Origin of the sequence: Paraburkholderia bannensis, assembly GCF_014200455.1 — a bacterium.
In the GTDB taxonomy this organism is placed as follows: domain Bacteria; phylum Pseudomonadota; class Gammaproteobacteria; order Burkholderiales; family Burkholderiaceae; genus Paraburkholderia; species Paraburkholderia bannensis_A.
Genome location: NZ_JACHBW010000003.1, coordinates 480,928 through 501,810, shown reverse-complemented (window position 1 = coordinate 501,810; position 20,883 = coordinate 480,928). Strand labels below are relative to the sequence as shown.

Below are 20,883 nucleotides of genomic sequence, written 5' to 3'. Positions count from 1 at the left end.
GTGCGATTGCGATCGGCCATCCGATCGGCGCCTCGGGCTGCCGCATTCTGGTGACGCTGCTGCACGAAATGCAGCGGCGCGACGCGAAGCGCGGCCTGGCGTCGCTGTGTATCGGCGGCGGCATGGGCGTGGCGCTGGCGCTGGAACGCGTATAAGCGCGGAACTAAGCCGTTCGGCATGGTTGTGATCTGGCATTAATTTGATAGCATGCGCACAGGCTGCGCATGCACCAGATGAGCGCCAGGCGAGATCAGGAGCAGCAGGCGAAAGGCGAGGCCGGAGCCGTCGATCGGCGCTCCGGAAAACGATAATGGAGTGTGGTTTATGTCACAGCGTATTGCGTATGTAACGGGCGGTATGGGCGGCATCGGAACGGCTATCTGCCAGCGCCTCGAAAAGCAGGGCTTCAAGGTCGTCGCGGGCTGCGGCCCGAACTCGCCGCGTCGCGTAAAGTGGCTGGAAGAACAGAAAGCGCTGGGCTTCGATTTCATCGCCTCGGAAGGCAACGTGGGCGACTGGGAGTCGACGCGCCAGGCGTTCGACAAGGTCAAGGCCGAAGTCGGTGAAGTCGACGTGCTCGTCAATAACGCCGGCATCACGCGTGACGGCGTGTTCCGCAAAATGACGCACGAAGACTGGACGGCGGTGATCGACACGAACCTGACCAGCCTGTTCAACGTCACCAAGCAGGTGATCGACGGCATGGTCGAGCGTGGCTTTGGTCGCGTCATCAATATTTCGTCGGTGAACGGCCAGAAGGGCCAGTTCGGCCAGACCAACTACTCGACCGCCAAGGCCGGCATTCACGGCTTCACGATGGCGCTCGCGCAGGAAGTGGCTACCAAGGGCGTGACGGTCAACACGGTGTCGCCGGGCTATATCGGCACGGACATGGTGAAGTCGATCCGCCCCGACGTACTCGAAAAGATCGTCGCGACGATTCCCGTGCGCCGCCTGGGCGCGCCAGAGGAAATCGCCTCGATCGTCGCGTGGCTCGCCTCGGAAGAGTCGGGTTTCGCAACCGGTGCTGACTTCTCGCTCAACGGCGGGTTGCACATGGGCTGATCCCACCCGTCGCGCGTGTTGGCGCGCGGCAAGAGCGGGATCGACGACGGCGGTAGCGGGCCTGTTTGCACGCCGGGGCAGGCCGCTTCCGGGCTAGACGACGCGCGATGGCATTGGCCTTCGCGCGTTGGCGCATATACAAGGGCGACATATGACGACTACAAAGAAAACCGCCGAACGACTGATCAAGAAATATCCGAACCGTCGGCTGTACGACACGGAGACGAGCACCTACATCACGCTGACCGATGTGAAGCAACTCGTGCTCGATCAGGAGGAGTTCAAGGTCATCGACGCGAAGACCAACGAGGATCTGACGCGCAGCATCCTGCTGCAGATCATCCTCGAGGAAGAGGGCGGCGGTCTGCCGATGTTCTCGTCGTCGATGCTGTCGCAGATCATCCGTTTCTATGGCCATGCGATGCAAGGCATGATGGGCACTTACCTGGAAAAGAACATCCAGGCGTTCATCGACATCCAGAACAAACTCGCGGACCAGTCGAAGGGCCTCTACGAAGGTAATGCGATGAACCCCGAAGTCTGGTCGCAGTTCATGAACATGCAGGCGCCGATGATGCAGGGCATGATGACCAGCTACATCGAGCAGTCGAAGAACATGTTCGTGCAGATGCAGGAGCAGATGCAGAATCAGGCGAAGAACATGTTCAGCAGTTTCCCGTTCAAGCCGGTTTCGCCGGTGTCGCCGGCGGCACCCGCGGCTTCGGCGCAGGGTACGAACGAAAACGCGAACGAAAACGCGAGCGACGAGGAAGAGAAGAAGTAATTCACAGCGGTTCAGGCAGGGAAAAGAAGCGGCAAGGCGCGGCAGCCCACGCGCCGGTGGCCGCTTTTTGTTTTTTGGGGCGCATACAAAGTGCGTCGGCGCAGAACAAATACTCAAGTCGCGCAGACTGGACATCGCGTCCGACCCTCAGGCTCACCGTCGCTTCCCACCCACGTCGCCCCTCTCCCTACGCCAAATGGGTAAAATGGCGGATTGGCTTGAATCTGCGCGGCGCAACGAACGCCTTGCGCCCCACATCCGGACGTACACGTGAAAAACCCAGTTGAATCAACCACCTCCCGCAATCCCGCGCCGCGCGTCGGGATGGTTTCCCTCGGCTGCCCGAAGGCGCTAGTCGATTCCGAGCAGATCATTACCCAGCTGCGCGCGGAAGGTTACGAAATCTCGGGTTCGTACGACGGCGCCGATCTGGTCGTGGTCAATACCTGCGGTTTTATCGATGAAGCCGTGCAGGAAAGCCTCGACGCCATCGGCGAGGCACTCTCCGAAAACGGCAAGGTGATCGTCACCGGCTGTCTGGGCAAGAAGGCGAGCGCGAGCGGCTCGAATCTGATCGAGGAAGTGCATCCCAAGGTGCTGGCCGTGACCGGCCCGCATGCCTTGGGGGAAGTGATGCAGGCGGTGCACAGCCATCTGCCCAAGCCGCACGATCCGTTCGTCGATCTCGTGCCGCCGGCGGGCATCAAGCTCACGCCGCGTCACTATGCGTATCTGAAGATTTCCGAAGGCTGTAACCACCGCTGCACGTTCTGCATCATCCCGTCGATGCGCGGCGATCTGGTTTCGCGCCCGGTCGCGGAAGTGATGCTCGAAGCGGAAAACCTCTTCAAATCGGGCGTGAAGGAACTGCTGGTGATTTCGCAGGACACCAGCGCGTACGGCGTGGACGTCAAGTACCGCACGGGTTTCTGGAACGGCAAGCCGATCAAGACGCGCATGACGGATCTGGTCGAGGCGCTGGGCGAACTGGCCGCGCAGTACGGCGCCTGGGTGCGTCTGCACTACGTCTACCCGTACCCGAGCGTCGACGAAGTCATTCCTCTGATGGCCGAAGGTCCGTACAAGGGCCACATCCTGCCCTATCTGGATGTGCCGTTCCAGCACGCGCACCCCGAAGTGCTCAAGCGCATGAAGCGTCCCGCGAACGCGGAAAAAGTCATGGAGCGTGTGAAGGCGTGGCGCGAGATGTGCCCGGATCTGACGATCCGCAGCACCTTCATTGCGGGTTTCCCGGGCGAAACGGAAGAGCAGTTCGAAACGCTGCTCGACTTCATCCGCGAAGCCGATCTGGATCGCGTGGGCTGCTTTGCCTACTCGCCGGTCGAAGGCGCGAGCGCCAACGAACTGGACGGCGCGCTGCCGGACGACGTGCGTGAGGAGCGCCGCGCGCGCTTCATGGAAGTGGCCGAGGAAGTATCGGCGAAGCGCATGCAGCGCAAGGTCGGCAAGACGCTCAAAGTGCTGATCGACGAGATCAATCCCGATGGCGGCGTCGGCCGTACGGCGGCGGACGCGCCGGAAATCGACGGCGTGGTCTATGTCGCGCCGGCGACCAAGGCGTCGAAGCGTTACAAGGTGGGCGATTTCGTTTCGGTGAAGATCACCGGCGCAGACGGTCACGATCTGTGGGGCGAGGTCTGAGCGACGTGACGGCAACGTTGTCCGCCACGCCTGAAATCCTCGCTTACGGCGAGGCCATGCGATCAGAGGAACCCGATGGAAGTTTCAAGCCCGAAAGCCGCGCGTCGCTTCAGCTGGTTTGCGGCGGTGGCGGTTGCGTTGCCGCTCGCGGCCTGCGCTGTCGGCGGCAATCAAGGTAATCAAGCGACGAACGCCGTGGCCAGCGCGCCCGAGGTGCATTCGTCGCTCAAACCGAATCCCGATTTCGCGAAGCTCCCGCAATACGCGGGTACGCTCGGCAAACGCAAGATCGTGATGCGACTGGGCGCGAAGACCGATCCTGACGATGCGGGCGGCGTGCACGGCGAGTACCAGTTCAGCGATACGGGGGAAGTGATCCTGATCGCGGGCGACCGCTCGGGCGCGACGCTGGAAGCCGAGGAGTCCAACGACGGCACGCGCATCACCGGAAACTGGGTGGGCACGTTCGCCGCCGATGGCTCGATCTCTGGCGATCGTATGGAAGTGGATGATTCGAATCCGGTGCCGTTTGAACTCAAGCCGATGGCGGCTGGTGCGCTTGCGGCGCCTGCGCCCACGCCAAAGAGCGGCAACGCCGTGGGCGGCGTCGGTAACGTTGTGACCGGCGATTAAGCAGCCGGACTTCAGGCGCGCGATGCGCCCGAAGCCATTATTCTTTCTGCGCTGGCAGCCCGCGCGCGCGGCCAGGCGCGGCCACTGCAACACGCTTCAACTTCGCACGCGAGCGATTGCGGATCGCGATCAGTCTGCTTTCCAGCGATTCGCGCTCGCGCTGCCATTCGGCGCGTTCCCTTGCCAAAGCCGCGTTCTCCCGCTGCGCCGCACGCAAGGCGTCTTCCTGACTCGCTTGCGTGACGCGCGCCGCGCCAAGTTCGCCTAGCAACGTCTCATTGCGCTGCTGAAGCGACGTGGCGAGCACATCCGCGCGCCGACGCTCTTCGCGAGCCTCGCTGATCTGCTGCATCATGTGCTTCTGCACGCCTTCCATGCGCTGCGTCGCCTTGTCCAGTTCGGACTGAAAGGCCGCATCGCGCGTTTCCAGCGACGCGCGCAGCGCGGCGATGGCTTTCTCGTGCTCCGTTCCTAGCTCGCGCAGCCGGGTATCGGCGATTTCGCGTTCCGTGTTGCGCTGTGCTTCGAGCGTTTCGGCGCGTATGCGCGTTTCTTCGGCGCGCGCGTTGGCGGCATCCAGTTGCTGTTTCAGCACCGCGATCTGCTCGCCCAGTGCGCCCAGTTCTACTTCACGCAAGCGCAAGGTTTCTTCCGCGGCGGCACGCGCTTCCAGGGCTTCGGCCGCGCGTGATTCAGCGTGCGCCGTGGCCTGTTCCAGTTCCGCTACGCGCGCGTCATAGACTTTTTCCCCGTGCTCCACGGCGACGGCCCAGATGCCGAGCATTGCGTCCGCAACGGCGGGCGGCAATTGCGAGGCAAGGGCGTCGCTGCGCGTTTTCTCGTCTTTCCATTGCTTGAGTTCGTCGTTGATCGTCGTGCGGCTGCCCTGGCGGATTTCCGCGTAAATCAGATCGACGGTCAGCTCGTGCGGCCGTTTTCCGGCCGCGACCAGCCGAGATGCGGTTTCGCGCGTACGCAAACGGGTATCGCTGATACGTGACATGGTTTTTCGAGGTGCGGAAAAGGCAGAAGTCTCAAATCATACTGTATATCATCGTATAACGTTATAAAAGTACATAAAAAATCCGGAAATTTACGATAACACCTATAATCGAAAGTAAAGCTGCGATACGATTCCCGCACAGCCCGAAACCGCTCCCAGATTGATGCCCGAAGACGCCATTGCCTTGCTTCCCGCTTTGCCGCCCGCGCTCGACGGCCGAAATGGCACGAACCGCGCACGCAGCGGGGTAGCGCAGACCGCCGCGCGCGACGACATAGACGCCGTGCGGCTCTGGCTCGCCGAATACGTCAATTCTCCGCATACGCTGCGCAGTTATCGGAAGGAGGCGGTGCGGCTGATGCTGTGGGCCACGCGCACGCTAAACAAGCCACTGTCGAGCCTCACGCGCGAAGACTTCGCGCTCTACGAGCAGTTCCTGGCCGCGCCGAATGGCGATTGGGTCGATCCGGCAAGGCCGCGCAAGGGCCGCGAGCGCCGGCTATTCGAGGGACCGCTCGCGCCGCGCAGCCGTCGGCAGGCGATGGGCATTCTCGGTGGGCTGTTCGGCTATCTGGTGGCGGCGGGCTATCTCGCAGGCAACCCGCTCGCGCTACGCCGGGCTCGCGCGCCGCAAGCGCCGCGCAGCCGCCGCGTCGAACGCTATCTCGACCAGACGCTCTGGCAACAGGTGCTCGACGGCGTCGATGCGTTCCCGCAGGACACGCCGCGCGAGCGCCAGCACTACGAGCGCTGCCGCTGGCTCATGCGCTTCCTGTACCTCACGGCATTACGCGCCAGCGAAGCCGCACAGGCTCGCGCAGGCGACTTCGAGCGCCGCCGCGGCCGTTGGTGGCTGCGCGTGGTCGGCAAGGGCGGCGTGGAAGGCGATGTGCCCGTGAGCGATGAGTTGATGGCCGATTTCGCCCGTTATCGCGCGTTTCACGGCTTGCCGCAAACGCCCGCACCCGGCGAGGCGCGCCCAGTCGTGCTGGGCGTGGCGGGCGGCGATGCGGGGCCGCTCACGTCCACTGCGGTCTATCTGATCGTGAAGACGGTATTCCGCCGCATCGCCGATACGCTTGACGCACATGATCCCGCGGGCGCTGCCACGCTGCGCCGCGCCTCGACGCACTGGCTGCGCCACACCGCAGCGACCCATCAGGCCGACGCCGGCACGGACCTGCGCTATATCCAGAAGAATCTGCGTCACGCGTCGATCGAAACGACCGGCCTCTATCTGCACGCCGACGACGATGCGCGCCACGCCCAGACCGTGCGCAAAGCGCCTTCGTCGTGATCTGCCCGAGTGGTCCGGCTGAGTGGTCCGCCTGAGTGATCTGCCTGAGTGATACACAGCAGCGCCGGTGTTAATCTTCGGCATGCGGCGCGCACGGTCAGGCCCGAGCAAGAAAATATCGAAGCCAGCCCGAACCCGCGCCATGCCACCCATCCGCGCTTTAACCGCCTGCTCTCCGACATGAACCAATCCGACTCCAGCCGCGCCTTGCAAACGCGCATCGTCAATCCGCAGGACGACATCACGCCCGGCTTCGAATCGTTCGCCGCGCCCGTCACGCGCGCCTCCACCGTCGTGTTCCCCGACCTCGCAACCGTGCGCGGCCTCGACTGGAAAAACGATGCGCAATGGCGCTACGGCCTGCACGCCACGCCCACCTCCACGATGCTGATGCAGCGTCTGGCCGATATCGAAGGCGGCGAGCACGCGCTGCTGCAACCCTCGGGTCTCTCATCGATCTCGAACGTCTACTTCGGTCTCCTGAAGGCTGGCGACGACGTGCTGATTCCGGATAACGTCTATTCGCCCAATCGCGATCACGGCGACTGGCTCGCGCGCGACTTCGGCATCACCGCGCGCTATTACGATCCGATGATCGGCGCGGGTATCGAAGCGCTGATTCGTCCGCAAACGAAGCTGATCTGGCTCGAAGCTCCTGGCTCGGTAACGATGGAAGTGCCCGACGTTCCCGCGATCACGGCTGTCGCGCGCAAGCACAACGTCCTCACGGCCATCGACAACACGTGGTCGGCGGGGCTCGCATTCAAGCCCTTCGATCATGGCGTCGATATCTCGGTGCAGGCGCTCACGAAGTATCAATCGGGCGGCAGCGACGTGCTGATGGGGGCGACCATCACGCGCGACCGCGATCTCTATCTGAAGATCAAGCTCGCGCGCATGCGCCTGGGCATCGGCGTCTCGTCGGACGACTGCTCGCTCGTGTTGCGTGGCCTGCCGAGCATGAAAGTACGCTTCGATGCACACGATCGCGCGGCGCTCTCGCTAGCTCAATGGCTCAAAACGCGCAGCGAAATCGCGGCGATGCTGCATCCGGCCTTTGAGGATTGCCCGGGCCACGAGTTTTACAAGCGCGACTTCACGGGCGCGGGCGGGCTCTTTTCCGTGGTGTTCGACGAACGCTACAGCCCCGCGCAGATCGACGCGTTCTGCGAATCGCTCGAACTCTTTGCGCTCGGCTGGAGCTGGGGTGGGGCGCGCAGCCTCGTGATGCCGTATGACATCGCGTCGATGCGTACGGCGGCTAGCTGGCCGTATCGCGGTACGCTGGTGCGTTTTTATATCGGCCTGGAAGACGAAGCCGATCTGCGCGCCGATATCGAACGCGCGCTCGCCACGCTCGCGTAAATTCCGGCGCTTAATGCAAAACGGCCGCGCCCGTCCTGATTGACGGGCGCGGCCGTTGTCGTTTGCGCAAGCGGTTTAGAACAGCCGCAGCAGACCGTCTAGGCCGACGAAGTTGAACGCGACGCTCGCCGCTTCGCGCACCACCGGCTTGGCGCGAAACGCGACCGACAGACCGGCTGCGGCCATCATCTTCAGATCGTTCGAACCGTCGCCCATCGCGATGGCGCGGCGCGGATCGATGCCGATCTGCGCGCAGACTTCCTGCACGGTGCGCGCCTTGACTTCGGCGTTGACGATTTCGCCGGTGACGCGGCCCGTAAGCTTGCCATCGACGATTTCAAGCGAATTCGCCCGCGTGAAGTCGAGGCCCAGACGCGCCTTGAGGCGCTCCGTGAAGAACGTGAAACCGCCCGAAACCAGCAGCGTTTTCAGCCCTGCGGCCTTTGCGCCCGCAAGCATTTTTTCCGCGCCCGGCGAAAGCTGCAGACGCTCTTCGAAAACGCGTTCCAGCGCGCTTGCGTCGAGTCCCTTGAGCAGCGCGACGCGGCGCGTGAGGCTTTCGTTGAAGTCCTTGATCTCGCCGCGCATCGACGCTTCCGTGATGGCTGCGACTTCGGCCTTAAGCCCGCAGAAGTCGGCGATCTCGTCGATACATTCGATAGTGATGAGCGTCGAGTCCATGTCCATCGCGACCAGACCGAAGCTGCCCAGCGAGCGGCCCGCTTCGACGAACGCGTAATCGAGTTGATGCGTGCCGCAATACACGTCGAGGTCCGGGCGCTGCGCAGGCGCGGCATCTTCGATACGGATCGCATACTCGTCGATCGGCACGAGGCGGCTGCCGCGCGCGAGCGCGAGGAGCGGCTTGTGATGGACGGCTTGCAGCGGAGCGGGACTCTGGATGACGAGATTCATGAGGTGGGCGACGCGGGGCGAATCGAAACGGGGTGCGAACAGGACAGGGATTGGCCGTCAAAAAAGCATCGGATGACGATTCTCTGTCAGTACGCACGGCGAAGACGCGAATTGTACCGTTTCGACGCCCGTGCGAGGTCCGCCGAACAGTGTCCGGACAGCTTACGGAGACGAAAGCTCGTTTTCGAGGCACAATGAATGCTCGTGCGGCGTCCGACGGGGGGCGGCCGCCGCGTGCCGATAACCATACGTGTCGCGACTCGCGTCGCGCGACGCGTCGCATGCGCCGCTCGGCGCCAGGGGAACCGGTATGCAGGACGCTCATTCCACCCAGACAACTCCCGGTCGAACGCGGACCGGCGCGCGCAAGCCCACTTCGGAAACCACGGTAAAGCCAGCCTCTGATGTCCGTCAGGCGTTCACGCTCGATGCCGCGGTCCAGCCGGGGCCGAAACCGCCGCGCGCCGCCAGCAATGTTCAGCCAGTTTCAGCTGAGCCACCTGCACCACCCGCGCCGCCTGCCCCTTCACGCACCGGCCGTGCCGGCACCACCAGCGAAGTCGCGGGCGTGCGCATCACCAGTGCGCGCCGCATCGTCGACGTCGAGAGCGGCACCCGCAAGCTCGACATCGTGCGCTACTACGCGCGCGCCGCGCCCTGGCTGCTGCCGCATCTGCGCGATCGCCCCGTTTCGCTGTTGCGCGCGCCGCAAGGCCTCGGCGCCGAAGCGCTGTTCCAGCGCCACCTCACTCGCATGCCGATTCCCGGCGTGACCCTGCATGATGAACTCGAAAGCGGCCATCCGCTCATCGGCATCGATACGCTCGAAGCGCTGATCAACGTGGCGCAGGTGGACGCCATCGAACTGCACACCTGGAACGCACGTGCCGCCGATGTCGAGGCGCCCGACCGCGTAGTGCTCGACCTCGATCCCGATCCGGCGCTCGGCTGGGATCGCGTGATCGCGGCAGCGGAACTCACGCGCGCGCTGCTCGGCGATCTGGGGCTGGAGGCGTTCTGCCAGACCAGCGGCGGCAAGGGCTTGCACATCGTCGTGCCGCTCGTGCCGACGGCAAGCTGGGACGACGTCAAAGCCTTCGCACGCGCCGTTGCACAGCGCCTTGCTTCCGGCTGGCCGACGCAGTTCACCGCGACCCAGAGCGCGGAGCATCACAAAAAGAAGGTTTACGTCGACTACCACCGCAATGTGCGCGGAGCGGGCACGCCGGCCGCCTACAGCTTGCGCGCGCGGCCAGGCATGGGGGTGAGCGTGCCGATTGCGTGGGATGAACTGGGGCAGACGACGGGTGGCGCGCACTGGACGCTTGCCAATATCGATGTCCGGCTCAAGCAGCTCAGCCGGCCAAAGCGGTCAAAGCGGCCGGCCCCGTGGGCAGGTTATGCGCGGGTGCGCCAGACCGTGAGCAGCGAATTGACGTTGCGGATGGAGGAGGGCGGCGCTTAGGAAGCGTCGTGTGTCACGAAGCGCGTGGTCGGTCCGCTTCGCGCTACAAAACGCCGGGCCTGGCAAGCGGTATAAAACCTGGGCCGGACGATGCCATCGCCCGGCGCAAGCCTGCGCGCGGCGCGCTAGACTGACAGAAGAACAATTCGCCACGTGTTGTCACGAGCTGCCCTGGCTGCGCTTTTCGCGGCCGCGGCGGCGCCCGCCAGGAGATGACGCATGTCTTGCAGCCGCACCCGCTCCCGCCGCACTCGCGCGGCGCTCGCTCATGTCGCCGTTGCCGTTGTTGCTCTGAATTGCGCACTTGCGCTGCCGGCATTCGCCACGCCACCCATCACGGTCACTACCCAGGCCGCCACCGACGGCCCGATCCGCTATACGGTGAAGGTTACGTCGAAACTCTATGGCACGGCCCAGGAAACGCGCACGCTGCGCTCTGGCGACACCGACGACTTCAACTGGCGCTCCACGCCGCCGGGCGGTGCAGTGCCAGCCGCGCAAAGTTGCCCTGATTACAGTTCGCTGCCGCTAGACGCCAACGGCGCGATGGTGCGCCAGATCCAGCTGCGCCTTGCGCCCATCGTCGCGCACAACGGCACGGCCAACGTCCAGGTGAGCTTTCGCGCCCAGGCGCCGCGCGGCGGCAAGGCGGCGGGCGGCGCGCAATGTCCGGAGGTCGTGGCGCATAGCGAAGTGCTGCACTTCTCGATGCCGACCAACGGCACGGCGAAGACGCTTACGCTCAGCGACGGCACGCAGCTGAGCGTATCGGCGCAACGCTAGGCGATCTGGCCGCATAGATCGGGCCGAAAGGACTACGCCGCAAGGATCACGCAGAAGCGGAACGCAGCAATAAAGGAAGGCGCGCGCCGCTCAGGCCCGCGCCTTTGCGCGCTCCCTGAGCCGCGCCGAGATAAAGCAGTGATCGGCGGAAAAAAGCCGCCGATACGCCAGCACGACCGCGCCCACGGTGCCCAGCGCCGACGATGCCGCGATCAGAAACATGATCACGATCTGATAGCGCACCGCCTGCAAGGGCGACTGCCCCGCGAGCACCTGGCCCGTCATCATGCCGGGCAGACTCACCACGCCCACCACCGCCATCTGGTTGAGCGTCGGAATCATGCCCGCGCGCACGGCCTCGCGCGCGCTCGGCTGCGCCGCTTCCCAGCGCGTCGCGCCGAGCGCCAGGGCGCTTTCCACGCGGTCGCGCCGGGCGGTGAGTTCCTGCATCATGCGCTCGACGCCAAGCGACACGCCGGTCAGCGTATTGCCGAGAATCATGCCAAGAATCGGTATTGCGTATTGCGGCTCGTACCAGGGCCGGATGCGGATCACGGCGAACAGGCCGACCGCCGCCACGAGCCACGCGCTCACCCAGATCGACACGATGCTGTCGATGCGCTGGCCCGTATACGTGCGCGCGCCGCGCTGTGCGCCCGCGAAGCCGGCGATCAGCGTCATCAGCGCCATCAGCGGCAGGACCACGTACCAGCGATCGAAGGCGAACACCCACCCCAGCACATAGCCGATGGCGAGCAGTTGCACGACGGTGCGCACGGCGGCCCACGCGAGCTTGCGTTCGAGATCGAGCTTGAGCAGCACGGAAACCGCGCCGTTTACGAACACCAGCAGGGCCGCGATGGCGACGTCGCCGATGCTGAGGTTTTGCAGCACGCCTGGACTCATTGCGGCGCTCCGGTCGCGGTGATGGAGGGGCTGGGGGTGTTGGAGGCTTCGCTCAGCACGCCGGCCTGCATCGTCAGATGGCGCGTGCCCACGCGCTGCGCCTGGGCGGGGTCGTGCGAGACCCACACCGTTGCGCGCGCCGCGCCTTCGCACTCGAACCAGTGGGCGATCAGCATTTCGACCGTGCGCGCCGATTCGGGGTCGAGCGAGGCGGTGGGTTCGTCGAGCAGCAGCGCTTCGGGATCGAGTTGCAGCACGCGTACGAGCGCGACGATCTGCGCTTCGCCGCCCGAAAGCTCGGCGCTATCGCGCGCCAGAAAATCGCTGCCGCGTCCTGCCGCTTCGAGCAGGCTCTTGACGCGCGCGGCGTCAAAGGCCGAGCCGCGGTAGATCGCAAGCGACCACGGAAAACGCAGATTGTCTTCGACCGTGCCATCGATCAACGCGGGCCGCTGGCGCAGGTACGCAATATGCCGCCGATAAGACGGAATGTGCATGCGCGTGATCGGCTGACCGTGCCAGAGCAGCGTACCGCCGTCGGGCGGATCGAGCAGCGCGAGAGCGCGCAGAAACACGCTCTTGCCCGAGCCGGACGCACCCGTGAGCACCACGCGTTGTCCCGCTTCCAGCGCGAAATCGGTCGGATGTAGCAAAATCTGGCCGCGCTGGGCGTCGCGCCGCATGAGGCCATGGGTTTCGACAAGCGGCGCAGCGCCGCCCGAGCGAAGGGATAGGTTCTGGGGGTTTTTCATTAAATGACCGTGAACAACGCGCGTGCTTCAGGCACGGCGATCGCCTGCGCCCGCTCCAGCGGGCACGCCGACTGCTGCAATTTCGTTGGCGAAACAACAATGCACAGCCCGGAGCGCGCATGACGTCACCGCAACCCAAGCCCCGCGGCCCCGGCCGCACACTCGCCAGGATCATCGCATGGCTCGTGGCCGTTGTCGCCGTGATCGTCGCCGCGCTGATCGTTTTCATCCTCACCTTCGACTGGAACCGCGCCAAACCTTACGTGAACGAAAAGGTTTCGGAGGCGATCGGCCGGCCGTTTGCGATCGTCGGCGATCTGAAGGTGGGCTGGCGCAGGCCGCCGGGAGAGACGGGCTGGCGCGCGTGGGTGCCCTGGCCGCGCTTTTCGGCAACGCAGATCGAAGTGGCGAACCCCGACTGGACCAAAACGCCGAAATTCGCGACGCTCGACGAGATCGATTTCGAGGTGGCGGTGCTGCCGCTGCTCGCGCACGACATCGTCATCCCGGCCATCAATCTCGTGAATCCGTCCGTCGATGTCGAACGGCTCGCCGATGGGCGCAACAACTGGACCTTCAAGCTGCCCGCGTCGAGCGGACCGTCCACGTGGAAGCTCGATCTGCACGACATCACGTTCTCGAACGGCAATATCGCCGTGAGCGACCAGCAGACACGAACCGAAGTGCAAGTGACCGTGAGCCTGCTGGGCCAAGGTATTCCGATCGGCAAGGTGATGGAGCAGCAGGAAGCGGCATCGCGCCAGGGCTCGGCGCAGGTGATCGGGCGCTCGGGCGCGACCCGGCTCGCCCAGCAGGCCGACAGGCAGCAGGCATCGGAAGCGGCCGCGGCCAGTGCCGCAAGTGCGGCGAGTGCGGCGAGTGCGGCGAGTGCCGGGGGCGAGGCTAGCGCCGTGAGTGCGGCAGGCGCAGCCAGCGCGCCCGCCGCCTCCGAAGGCATAGGCGCAAAGCTCGCCGCCATCGGCGCGAGTTCGGCCAGCAATGCGAATGCCGTTTCGGGCGGCAAGACCACTGAACCGTTCTACGCGATCGGCTGGACTGTGAAGGGCACGTACAACAAAACCGCGCTCTCCGGCGCAGGCAAACTAGGCGGCGTACTCGCGCTACAGGACGCCGGGCGCCCGTTCCCGGTTCAGGCCGATGTGCGCGCGGGCGACATGCATGTCGCGCTGGTCGGCACGGTGACGGATCCTGCGCATCTCGCCGCCGTCGATCTGCGCCTGTGGCTGCAAGGCCAGAGCATGGCGCACCTCTACAACCTCACGGGCGTGACGCTGCCCGAGACGCCGCCCTACGCCACCGAAGGGCGCTTCGTCGGCCAGTTCAAGAAGGGCGCGAGCGTGTTCCGCTACGAAAACTTCACGGGGCGCGTGGGCGGCAGCGACATCAACGGAACCTTCGTTTACACACAGCGTCCGACGCGTCCGCTGCTCTCGGGCACGCTGGTGTCGAACCTGTTGCAGTTCTCCGATCTGGCGCCGATCATCGGCGCGGACAGCAAGGCGAGCAAGGCCAGGCGGGGCGATACGGTCAAGCAGCCGTCCGACCGTGTAATTCCGGTCGAGCCGTTCAATACCGACCGCTGGAACGCCATCGACGCCGACGTGAAGTTCACCGGCAAGCGCATCATCAAGCAGGGCAGCCTGCCGATCCAGGACCTCTACACGCACGTCATCATGACCGAGGGTGTGCTTCAGCTCGATCCCTTGCAGTTCGGGGTGGCGGGCGGCACGCTGGCCACGCGCGTGAATCTCAACGGCAGCGCCACGCCGCTCAAGGCGAGCAGCACGCTGGAAGCGCGTCACCTGAAGCTCAAGCAGCTGTTCCCGAATGTGAAGTCGATGCAATCGGCGCTGGGTGAAATCAACGGCGACGCTTCGCTGTCCGCGACCGGCAATTCGCCGGCGGCGCTTGCATCGACGTCGAACGGCGAGGTCAAGCTGCTCGTCACGCAAGGCACGATCAGCCGCCTGCTGATGGAGGCGGCGGGCCTGAACGTGGCGAACGTGGTCTACGAAAAGCTGTTCGGGCAGCGCGACGTGAACATCAACTGCGCTGCCGCTGATTTCGTGGCCACCAATGGCGTGCTCGATCCGCGCGTGTTCGCCCTCGATACCGACGACGCCGTGATCGACATCACCGGCCCGATCAATCTGCACGACGAGTCGATGGATATGAAGGTGCATCCGCACACCAAGGGTTTCCGCGTCTTCTCGCTGCGCTCGCCGCTTTATGTGAAGGGCACGTTCAAGAATCCCCACGTGGGGGTGGACGCCGCGGCGCTCGCGCTGCGTGGCGGCGCGATGGTCGGTCTGGGCCTGCTCAACCCGTTCGCGGCGCTGATTCCGCTGATCGCGCCGAGCAACAACAAGCCCTTGCCCTGCGATCAGTTGTTCTCGCAGATGCGTCAGCATCCGGTCGCGCCGCCGCCGCCGCCGGGGCAGAAGATGCGTGCGCCTGCCTCCGCGCCTGTGTCTGCAAGTGCAGCAGCGTCGCGCCCGTTGCGGTCCTTGCAGTCGCCTGCGAAGAACGTGAAGCCCGATGTATCGGCGCAACCGGGCCTGCCGCAGAATCTCTATAAGGGCAGCTGAGGGGCGTTAAGGGTAACTGAGGGAAAGCGGGCGATGTCGCGCGGCAACCCCGCTCGCATAGAAAAACGCCCGGCGTGGCTGCACGTCGGGCGTTTAGATATCGACTGGGTTCAGCGCAGTTGCTGTCGCGGTGCCGGATCGCCGGTCGCGTCCTGGCGGCGCGCCACGCGCCGCGCGCTCAAGCCCTCGCGCACCGCGCCGAACTCGGGCAGGATGCGCGCTCTCGCACGGCTAGCGAATACCAGAAAACCGAAGCCATCGGCCTCGTACCAGTAGCCGCCATTTTCGAGCCCTTCGATAGGCTGTTCGAGCGCATGCGCAATGGATTCGATGCAGCGTTTGCGCAGTTCGGCCGTACCCGGATAGGGCGGATGCGCGCCGCGCACACTGCACAGCAGCAGGTCCAGGCCCGGCAGCACGTGCGCGTAGAGCACCGGATCGTCCTGTGCGCGTGCGCGTGCGATCTTGGTGTCCAGTTGACCGAACGGTTTGAAGTGACTCAGCACGGCGAGAAAAGACTCGTCGCCATCTGCCTTGACGCGCTTACGCTTTTTCGGGAAGGACATAAAAATTCGCCTGAAAAAGGTGGATTGCAAAATACGCAGCGTTCCCATGCGACCACTCCCGGATTGGTGCGCCGCACGTCGATCCTTCTAGCATAGGATCTGCCGGATTCGCGAGGATCCTGGCCGTGGGGACGGCGTCCAGATCCTCATTGCCTCAGGCAAAACGCCATGCCGGGCCGCACGTCGCGCTCATGTAAGTATCCCGGCGCTCTCTCGCTCTTTCCTGCTCTGTCATCTTCTTTCTTCTGTCTCCGGTCTCAATAATAGTCCTGCGCGCGCGCGCGGTGTGACGATTTCTCGGGAAAAAGCGGGCTTTTCTCGCGGCGTGGTGGGCGTGGCCACATACGTTGTCATCTCGTAATTTCGCGCCGATAATGTTTTGGCTCTGGTGCCAGCCAGTGGGCCGCAGACGTTGCTGCCCACGGCTGAGATAGCGCGCCGCCCAGACGCCACTGAACCAGACCGCCATGAAACTGTTTGCCAAGGGGCTGTTGCTGATCGCGATTCCGAGCGTCGTCGAACTGGCGCTGCTCGGCGTCGTCTTCGACACGCAAGGCGAAGCCGCCCAAGCCGCCCTGCGCGCGGACGCCAGCAAGCAGATCCTCTGGCAGGCGTCGAGCCTCGTCCAGCCCTTGTTGCGCGAAGCGGCGCGCGTGCGCACCGCTGTCGTGCTCGAAGATCCCTCGTTTATCGACCGGCGTGCCGTGTGGGCCGAATTCTCGGACCGTATCGCGCTGCTCGGCCATATGGTGGCCGATAACTCCATGCAACTCGCGCGCGTGCAGCGTATCAACAACGCTGCGCGGGCATGGCGCGCGCGCTGCGCCGAAGTCGCCGACGCGCTGCGCGAGGGCCGCTCCGGCACCATCTCCGTGCATGCGAGCCCGACGGGTCTGCCGCCCGAAATCGAAGCGGTGCGCCGCGAACTCGATGCTTTCATCGTCGATCAAACTCGCTTCGACATCGCGCGCAGCGCCTCCTTGCGCGAGACGCGCGAACGCCAGCAGAACGCGCTGATTTTCGCCGTGGTCGGCTCGATGCTGATCTGGGGCGTAACGGCCATTGCGTTCGCGCGCAACGTGGGCCAGCGCCTGGCGGCCCTTGGCGCCAATGCGCAGCGCCTGAGCGAAGGCGTGGCGCTCGCGCGCCCGCTGGCCGGGGACGACGAGATCGCAGCGCTCGACGCGGTGCTCAATCAGACCAGCCGCCGTTTGCGCGACGCCGAGCAGGAACAGGCCGCGCTCAAACTGGAGTTACAGGCGCGCGCCACCGATCTGGCCGCCGCCAACGACAAGCTGCGCCAGGAGAGCCAGGACAACGAGATGTTCATGTACAGCGTCTCGCATGATCTACGCTCGCCGCTCGTTAATCTGCAGGGCTTTTCAAAAGAGTTGCAGGTGTCGTGCGAAGACCTGCGCGAGCAGATCGACACGGCCGGACTGCCCGCCGACGAACATCGCCGCATGAATGAAGTGCTGGACGGCGACGTGGCCGAGTCGCTGCAATTCCTGCGCCAGGCGGTGGCGCGCTCGGCGGCGATCATCGACGCGCTGCTGCGGATGTCGCGCGCGGGTCGGCTGGAATACCGCTGGCAGCGTGTCAATGTGGGACGCATCGTCGAGCGCGCGCTGAGCGGACTCGCGCAGGGACTTGCGCAGCGCGCACAGATTTTCGTGGGCGAATTGCCGCCCGCATGGGGCGATCCGGCGGCGCTGGAACAGATTTTCGGCAACCTGATCGACAACGCCTTGCGCCATCTCGATCCCTCGCGGCCCGGGCTGGTGGAAATCGGCGCGGTGGTCGTTCCTGAAAACGCGGATGAAGTCGAAGAAGCGGGTAAAGAGACCGCGCTCGCATCGGTTTCCAGCATAAAAGCGCTGGAAAATGCTCAAGAAAGCTCGCGCGATGCATCACGCATGCCGGGTACTCGCACGCGGACGTATTATGTGCGCGACAATGGCATCGGGATTTCCGCCGCGTATCTGCCCAAGCTGTTTCGCGCGTTTCAGCGCCTGCACGGCGGCGAGTCGGACGGCCAGGGCACGGGTCTCGCGCTCGCGCGCCGGATCGCCGAACGCCACGGCGGACGCATGTGGGTGGAATCGACGGAAGGGGCTGGCTCGACGTTCTTTGTCGCGTTGCCCGACGCGCCGCCGCGCACTGCATCGGCGTAGGGACAAGTACCATCGAAAAACGTTGCAGGGAACGTCGGGGAGCGGCAGATGACGCACGGGGAACAGACGGGGAGCCGCGCGGGTCGCGCGGATGAAGCGCATGCGCAGTCAGACGAGCAGTCACATGACCCGTCGCATGAGCAGGCTCAGGGCGAAGCGCAGCACGACGATTACCGCGCGGCCCTGGCGGGCGAACGCGTGAGCATCGTCCTGATCGAGGACGATGACGGCCACGCCACGCTGGTCGAGCGCAATCTGCGCCGCTCGGGTGTGTCGAATGGTTTCCTGCGATTTCGCGACGGCCAGGAGGCGCTCGATTATTTCTTCGGCGTGCCGGGTGCGCCAGGCCTGTCGGGCTATCCGTCGCGTGAGGATCTGGCGAACTTCGTGGTGCTGCTCGATCTGCGCATGCCGCGCGTGGACGGCTTCGAGGTGCTGCGCCGGCTCAAGGCCGAACCGGCGACGGCGACGGTGCCCGTGATCGTGCTGACCACGACCGACGACCCGCGCGAGATCGAGCGCTGCTACGAACTGGGCTGCAATGTCTACATCACGAAGCCCGTCGAATATGATGCGTTTATCGAGGCGGTGCGGCGGCTTGGGTTTTTCCTGCAGATCGTCAAGCTGCCGGCGGGGCATCGCTTCAACCGGCCGTGATCGACCCCGATCGACCACACGCAGGCACGTGCAGGCGGCACGCAGCCATCCGCGAGAGAGATTGATTGACGCATGACCATCATGACCAGACTGCGCACGCTCCCGAACGGGAGCGCGCTCCGAGGAACGCGACGCGCATGAACAACGAGGCAACCCTGTTGGCGGGCGCGCATGTGCTTGTCGTCGACGATGACGAGGGCATTCTGCGGCTCGCGCGCAAATCGCTCGTGCGCGCCGGCGCACGCGTGGACACCTGCGCGAGCGTGGCCGAGGCGAGCACCGTGCTTGCCGCGCGCACGCCGGATGTGCTCGTGCTCGACTATCAGCTCGACGGCGCCGAAACCGGGCTCGACTTCTTCCGCCGTCTGCGCACGGACGACGTGCGCGTGCCGGCGATCCTCGTCACCGGTTTCACCGACGAGTCGCGCGTGATCGCGGCCTTGCGCGCGGGCGTTTCGGACGTCGTGCCGAAATCGGGCGACTATCTCGACTATCTGCCCGAAGCCGTGGCTCGCGTGCTGGCGCAAGTCGCGTTGCAGCGTGCCTCCGATCAGGCGCTGCTGTTGCGCGATCGCGAGGAGCACTACCGCACACTTTCGGAAGCCTTGCCGCACCTCGTTTTCACTTGCGGTGCGGATGGCGACTGCGATTTTCTTTCGAAGCAGTGGCGCGATTACACGGGTCTGCCCGCAGGCGCGTCGCCGCATGGTCATGCGTGGCTCGACGCCGTGCATCCCGACGATCGCGAGGATATCCGCCACACCTGGCTCAAGGCGGTGCGCAGCGACAACAACGATTATCGGCATGAGTTGCGCATTCGGCGTCACGACGGTACGTGGCGATGGTTCGATGTGCGTATCGTCGCGATGCGCGACCCGCGCGGCGGCATCAACAAGTGGTTCGGCAGTTGCACCGATATCCATGCGCAGCGCGAATCGAGCGAAGAGCGCGAATTGCTGCTGGCCTCCGAACAGGCCGCGCGTCAGGCGGCGGAAGAGGCCAATCGCGCCAAGGACCGCTTTCTCGCCATGCTTTCGCACGAATTGCGCACGCCGCTCACACCCGTGCTGGCCGGCACGCGGCTGCTGGAACAGATACCTGGCCTGCCCGAAGCCGCACGCGCAGGCGTACTGATGATTCGCCGCAATATCGAGCTCGAAGCGCGTCTGATCGACGATCTGCTCGATCTCACGCGCGTCGCCAACGGCAAGCTTGATCTCGCCCTCGACACCGTCGATGTGCATGAGGTGATCGACGCCGTGCTCGAACTCTTTCACAGCGAAATCCAGACCAGGCAGCAGGACGTGCACGTCGAGCGCCATGCGCAGCATCACTATGTGCGCGGCGATCGGGCTCGCATGCAGCAGATGTTCTGGAATCTCGTGCGCAACGCGGCGAAATTCACGCCCGATGGCGGCCACATCTATGTGCGCACGCGCGACGAGCGCATGCATGTGGTGATCGAAGTGGAGGATACGGGGATCGGCATTGCGCCCGAGCAGATCGGCAAGCTGTTCCACGCCTTCGAGCAGGGCAGCCACAACATGACGCGCCAGTTCGGCGGTCTGGGACTGGGTCTCGCGGTAACGAAAGCATTGACCGAGGCGCACGGCGGCACGGTCAGCGCGAAAAGCCCGGGTGCGCATTGCGGCGCGACGTTCACAATCGTGTTGCCGACCGCCACGCCGGGCTCGGGCGCGCAGCAGCCCGCCGACCGTTGTGGACCGCATCAGGCCTGCGCGCTCGATATCCTGCTGATCGAGGATCACGAGGATACGGCCGAGGTGATGTCACAACTGATCCGCGCGCTGGGTCACGAGGTGGCGGTGGCGGCCAGCGTGGCGGGTGCGCTCGCGCTCACAGCCACACAGGGCTTCGATCTGGTGGTGAGCGATATCGGCTTGCCCGATGGTTCGGGGATCGACTTTATCCGCGCGTTTCGCAAGGAGTCCTCGGTGCCCGCGATTGCGCTCACGGGCTTCGGCACCGACGACGATGTGCGTCGCAGTCTCGACGCGGGCTTCACGGCTCACCTCACCAAGCCGGTCAATTTCGAGCAACTGGAGCAACTGATCGAAGACGCGGCAATCCTGCGCGCGCAACGCGCCGCGCAGGATGCGCCTGGGCACGCGCCTCATGCATCCAGGACGGCGACATCCTGAGCGCGGGATCAATCGATCCTTGATAGCGTGACGTTAAAAAGCCCGCGTGCCTCGAAAGGCGACGCGGGCTGTTCTCCATCTGGCC

The 20,883-nt window shown here is 64.8% G+C and carries 18 protein-coding genes and 1 pseudogene; 13 read left to right on the top strand and 6 right to left on the bottom strand.

The window, feature by feature from the left end; translation table 11 throughout:
* From F4827_RS07955 to F4827_RS07935, 5 genes and pseudogenes are all read left to right on the top strand, one after another.
* Nucleotides 1-155: pseudogene (locus F4827_RS07955) on the top strand (acetyl-CoA C-acetyltransferase); the annotation flags it as partial.
* Between the two features lie 169 nt (nt 156-324).
* On the top strand, nt 325-1,065 hold the full coding sequence (locus F4827_RS07950) for a 3-ketoacyl-ACP reductase (RefSeq protein WP_183723397.1): 741 nt from the start codon (nt 325-327) through the stop codon (nt 1,063-1,065).
* Nucleotides 1,066-1,216: 151 nt separating this feature from the next.
* On the top strand, nt 1,217-1,849 hold the full coding sequence (gene phaR / locus F4827_RS07945) for a polyhydroxyalkanoate synthesis repressor PhaR (protein ID WP_183723396.1): 633 nt from the start codon (nt 1,217-1,219) through the stop codon (nt 1,847-1,849).
* A 324-nt stretch (nt 1,850-2,173) separates the two neighbouring features.
* Nucleotides 2,174-3,511, top strand: coding sequence for a 30S ribosomal protein S12 methylthiotransferase RimO (gene rimO / locus F4827_RS07940; protein WP_221303629.1), 1,338 nt, complete (start codon nt 2,174-2,176; stop codon nt 3,509-3,511).
* A 75-nt stretch (nt 3,512-3,586) separates the two neighbouring features.
* Nucleotides 3,587-4,144 (top strand): hypothetical protein, encoded by a 558-nt coding sequence (locus F4827_RS07935; protein WP_183723394.1) that lies wholly within the window; start codon nt 3,587-3,589, stop codon nt 4,142-4,144.
* 37 nt (nt 4,145-4,181) lie between these two features.
* Here the strand turns inward: F4827_RS07935 and F4827_RS07930 are convergent, their stop codons facing one another.
* A complete protein-coding gene (locus F4827_RS07930; protein ID WP_183723393.1) occupies nt 4,182-5,147 on the bottom strand; it encodes a DNA-binding protein in 966 nt (321 codons plus the stop codon).
* A 163-nt stretch (nt 5,148-5,310) separates the two neighbouring features.
* Between F4827_RS07930 and F4827_RS07925 the strand changes: the two genes are divergently transcribed.
* Nucleotides 5,311-6,444, top strand: a complete 1,134-nt coding sequence (locus tag F4827_RS07925) for a tyrosine-type recombinase/integrase (RefSeq protein WP_183723392.1) — start codon at nt 5,311-5,313, stop codon at nt 6,442-6,444.
* 180 nt (nt 6,445-6,624) lie between these two features.
* A complete protein-coding gene (locus F4827_RS07920; RefSeq protein ID WP_183723391.1) occupies nt 6,625-7,809 on the top strand; it encodes a cystathionine beta-lyase in 1,185 nt (394 codons plus the stop codon).
* A gap of 75 nt (nt 7,810-7,884) precedes the next feature.
* Here F4827_RS07920 and serB read toward each other — a convergent pair whose 3' ends face one another.
* Nucleotides 7,885-8,724 (bottom strand): phosphoserine phosphatase SerB, encoded by an 840-nt coding sequence (gene serB, locus F4827_RS07915; protein ID WP_183723390.1) that lies wholly within the window; start codon nt 8,722-8,724, stop codon nt 7,885-7,887.
* Between the two features lie 568 nt (nt 8,725-9,292).
* Here serB and ligD point away from each other — a divergent pair.
* Nucleotides 9,293-10,189 carry a non-homologous end-joining DNA ligase gene (gene ligD / locus F4827_RS07910; RefSeq protein ID WP_183723389.1) on the top strand — a complete coding sequence of 299 codons (897 nt, stop codon included), beginning with the start codon at nt 9,293-9,295 and terminating at the stop codon, nt 10,187-10,189.
* Nucleotides 10,190-10,408: 219 nt separating this feature from the next.
* Nucleotides 10,409-10,972, top strand: coding sequence for a DUF6013 family protein (locus F4827_RS07905; RefSeq protein WP_183723388.1), 564 nt, complete (start codon nt 10,409-10,411; stop codon nt 10,970-10,972).
* 90 nt (nt 10,973-11,062) lie between these two features.
* Here the strand turns inward: F4827_RS07905 and F4827_RS07900 are convergent, their stop codons facing one another.
* Nucleotides 11,063-11,878, bottom strand: coding sequence for an ABC transporter permease (locus F4827_RS07900; protein ID WP_183723387.1), 816 nt, complete (start codon nt 11,876-11,878; stop codon nt 11,063-11,065).
* Entirely contained in the window at nt 11,875-12,630 is a 756-nt protein-coding gene (locus F4827_RS07895) for an ATP-binding cassette domain-containing protein (protein ID WP_183723386.1), read from the bottom strand. The genes F4827_RS07900 and F4827_RS07895 overlap by 4 nt, the downstream gene beginning before the upstream one ends.
* A gap of 119 nt (nt 12,631-12,749) precedes the next feature.
* Between F4827_RS07895 and F4827_RS07890 the strand changes: the two genes are divergently transcribed.
* Nucleotides 12,750-15,239: an AsmA family protein gene (locus F4827_RS07890; RefSeq protein ID WP_183723385.1), complete on the top strand. Its 2,490-nt coding sequence runs from the start codon at nt 12,750-12,752 to the stop codon at nt 15,237-15,239.
* Between the two features lie 110 nt (nt 15,240-15,349).
* Here the strand turns inward: F4827_RS07890 and F4827_RS07885 are convergent, their stop codons facing one another.
* Nucleotides 15,350-15,853: a hypothetical protein gene (locus tag F4827_RS07885; RefSeq protein ID WP_183723384.1), complete on the bottom strand. Its 504-nt coding sequence runs from the start codon at nt 15,851-15,853 to the stop codon at nt 15,350-15,352.
* A 106-nt stretch (nt 15,854-15,959) separates the two neighbouring features.
* Entirely contained in the window at nt 15,960-16,289 is a 330-nt protein-coding gene (locus F4827_RS07880) for a hypothetical protein (RefSeq protein WP_221303612.1), read from the bottom strand.
* Here F4827_RS07880 and F4827_RS07875 point away from each other — a divergent pair.
* The 3 genes from F4827_RS07875 (at nt 16,273) to F4827_RS07865 (ending at nt 20,798) form a co-directional block, all read left to right on the top strand.
* Nucleotides 16,273-17,979, top strand: a complete 1,707-nt coding sequence (locus F4827_RS07875) for an ATP-binding protein (RefSeq protein WP_183723382.1) — start codon at nt 16,273-16,275, stop codon at nt 17,977-17,979. The genes F4827_RS07880 and F4827_RS07875 overlap by 17 nt on opposite strands.
* 183 nt (nt 17,980-18,162) lie before the next feature.
* Nucleotides 18,163-18,636: a response regulator gene (locus tag F4827_RS07870; RefSeq protein WP_260175044.1), complete on the top strand. Its 474-nt coding sequence runs from the start codon at nt 18,163-18,165 to the stop codon at nt 18,634-18,636.
* Between the two features lie 137 nt (nt 18,637-18,773).
* On the top strand, nt 18,774-20,798 hold the full coding sequence (locus F4827_RS07865; protein WP_183723380.1) for a response regulator: 2,025 nt from the start codon (nt 18,774-18,776) through the stop codon (nt 20,796-20,798).
* Nucleotides 20,799-20,883: the final 85 nt, after the last annotated feature.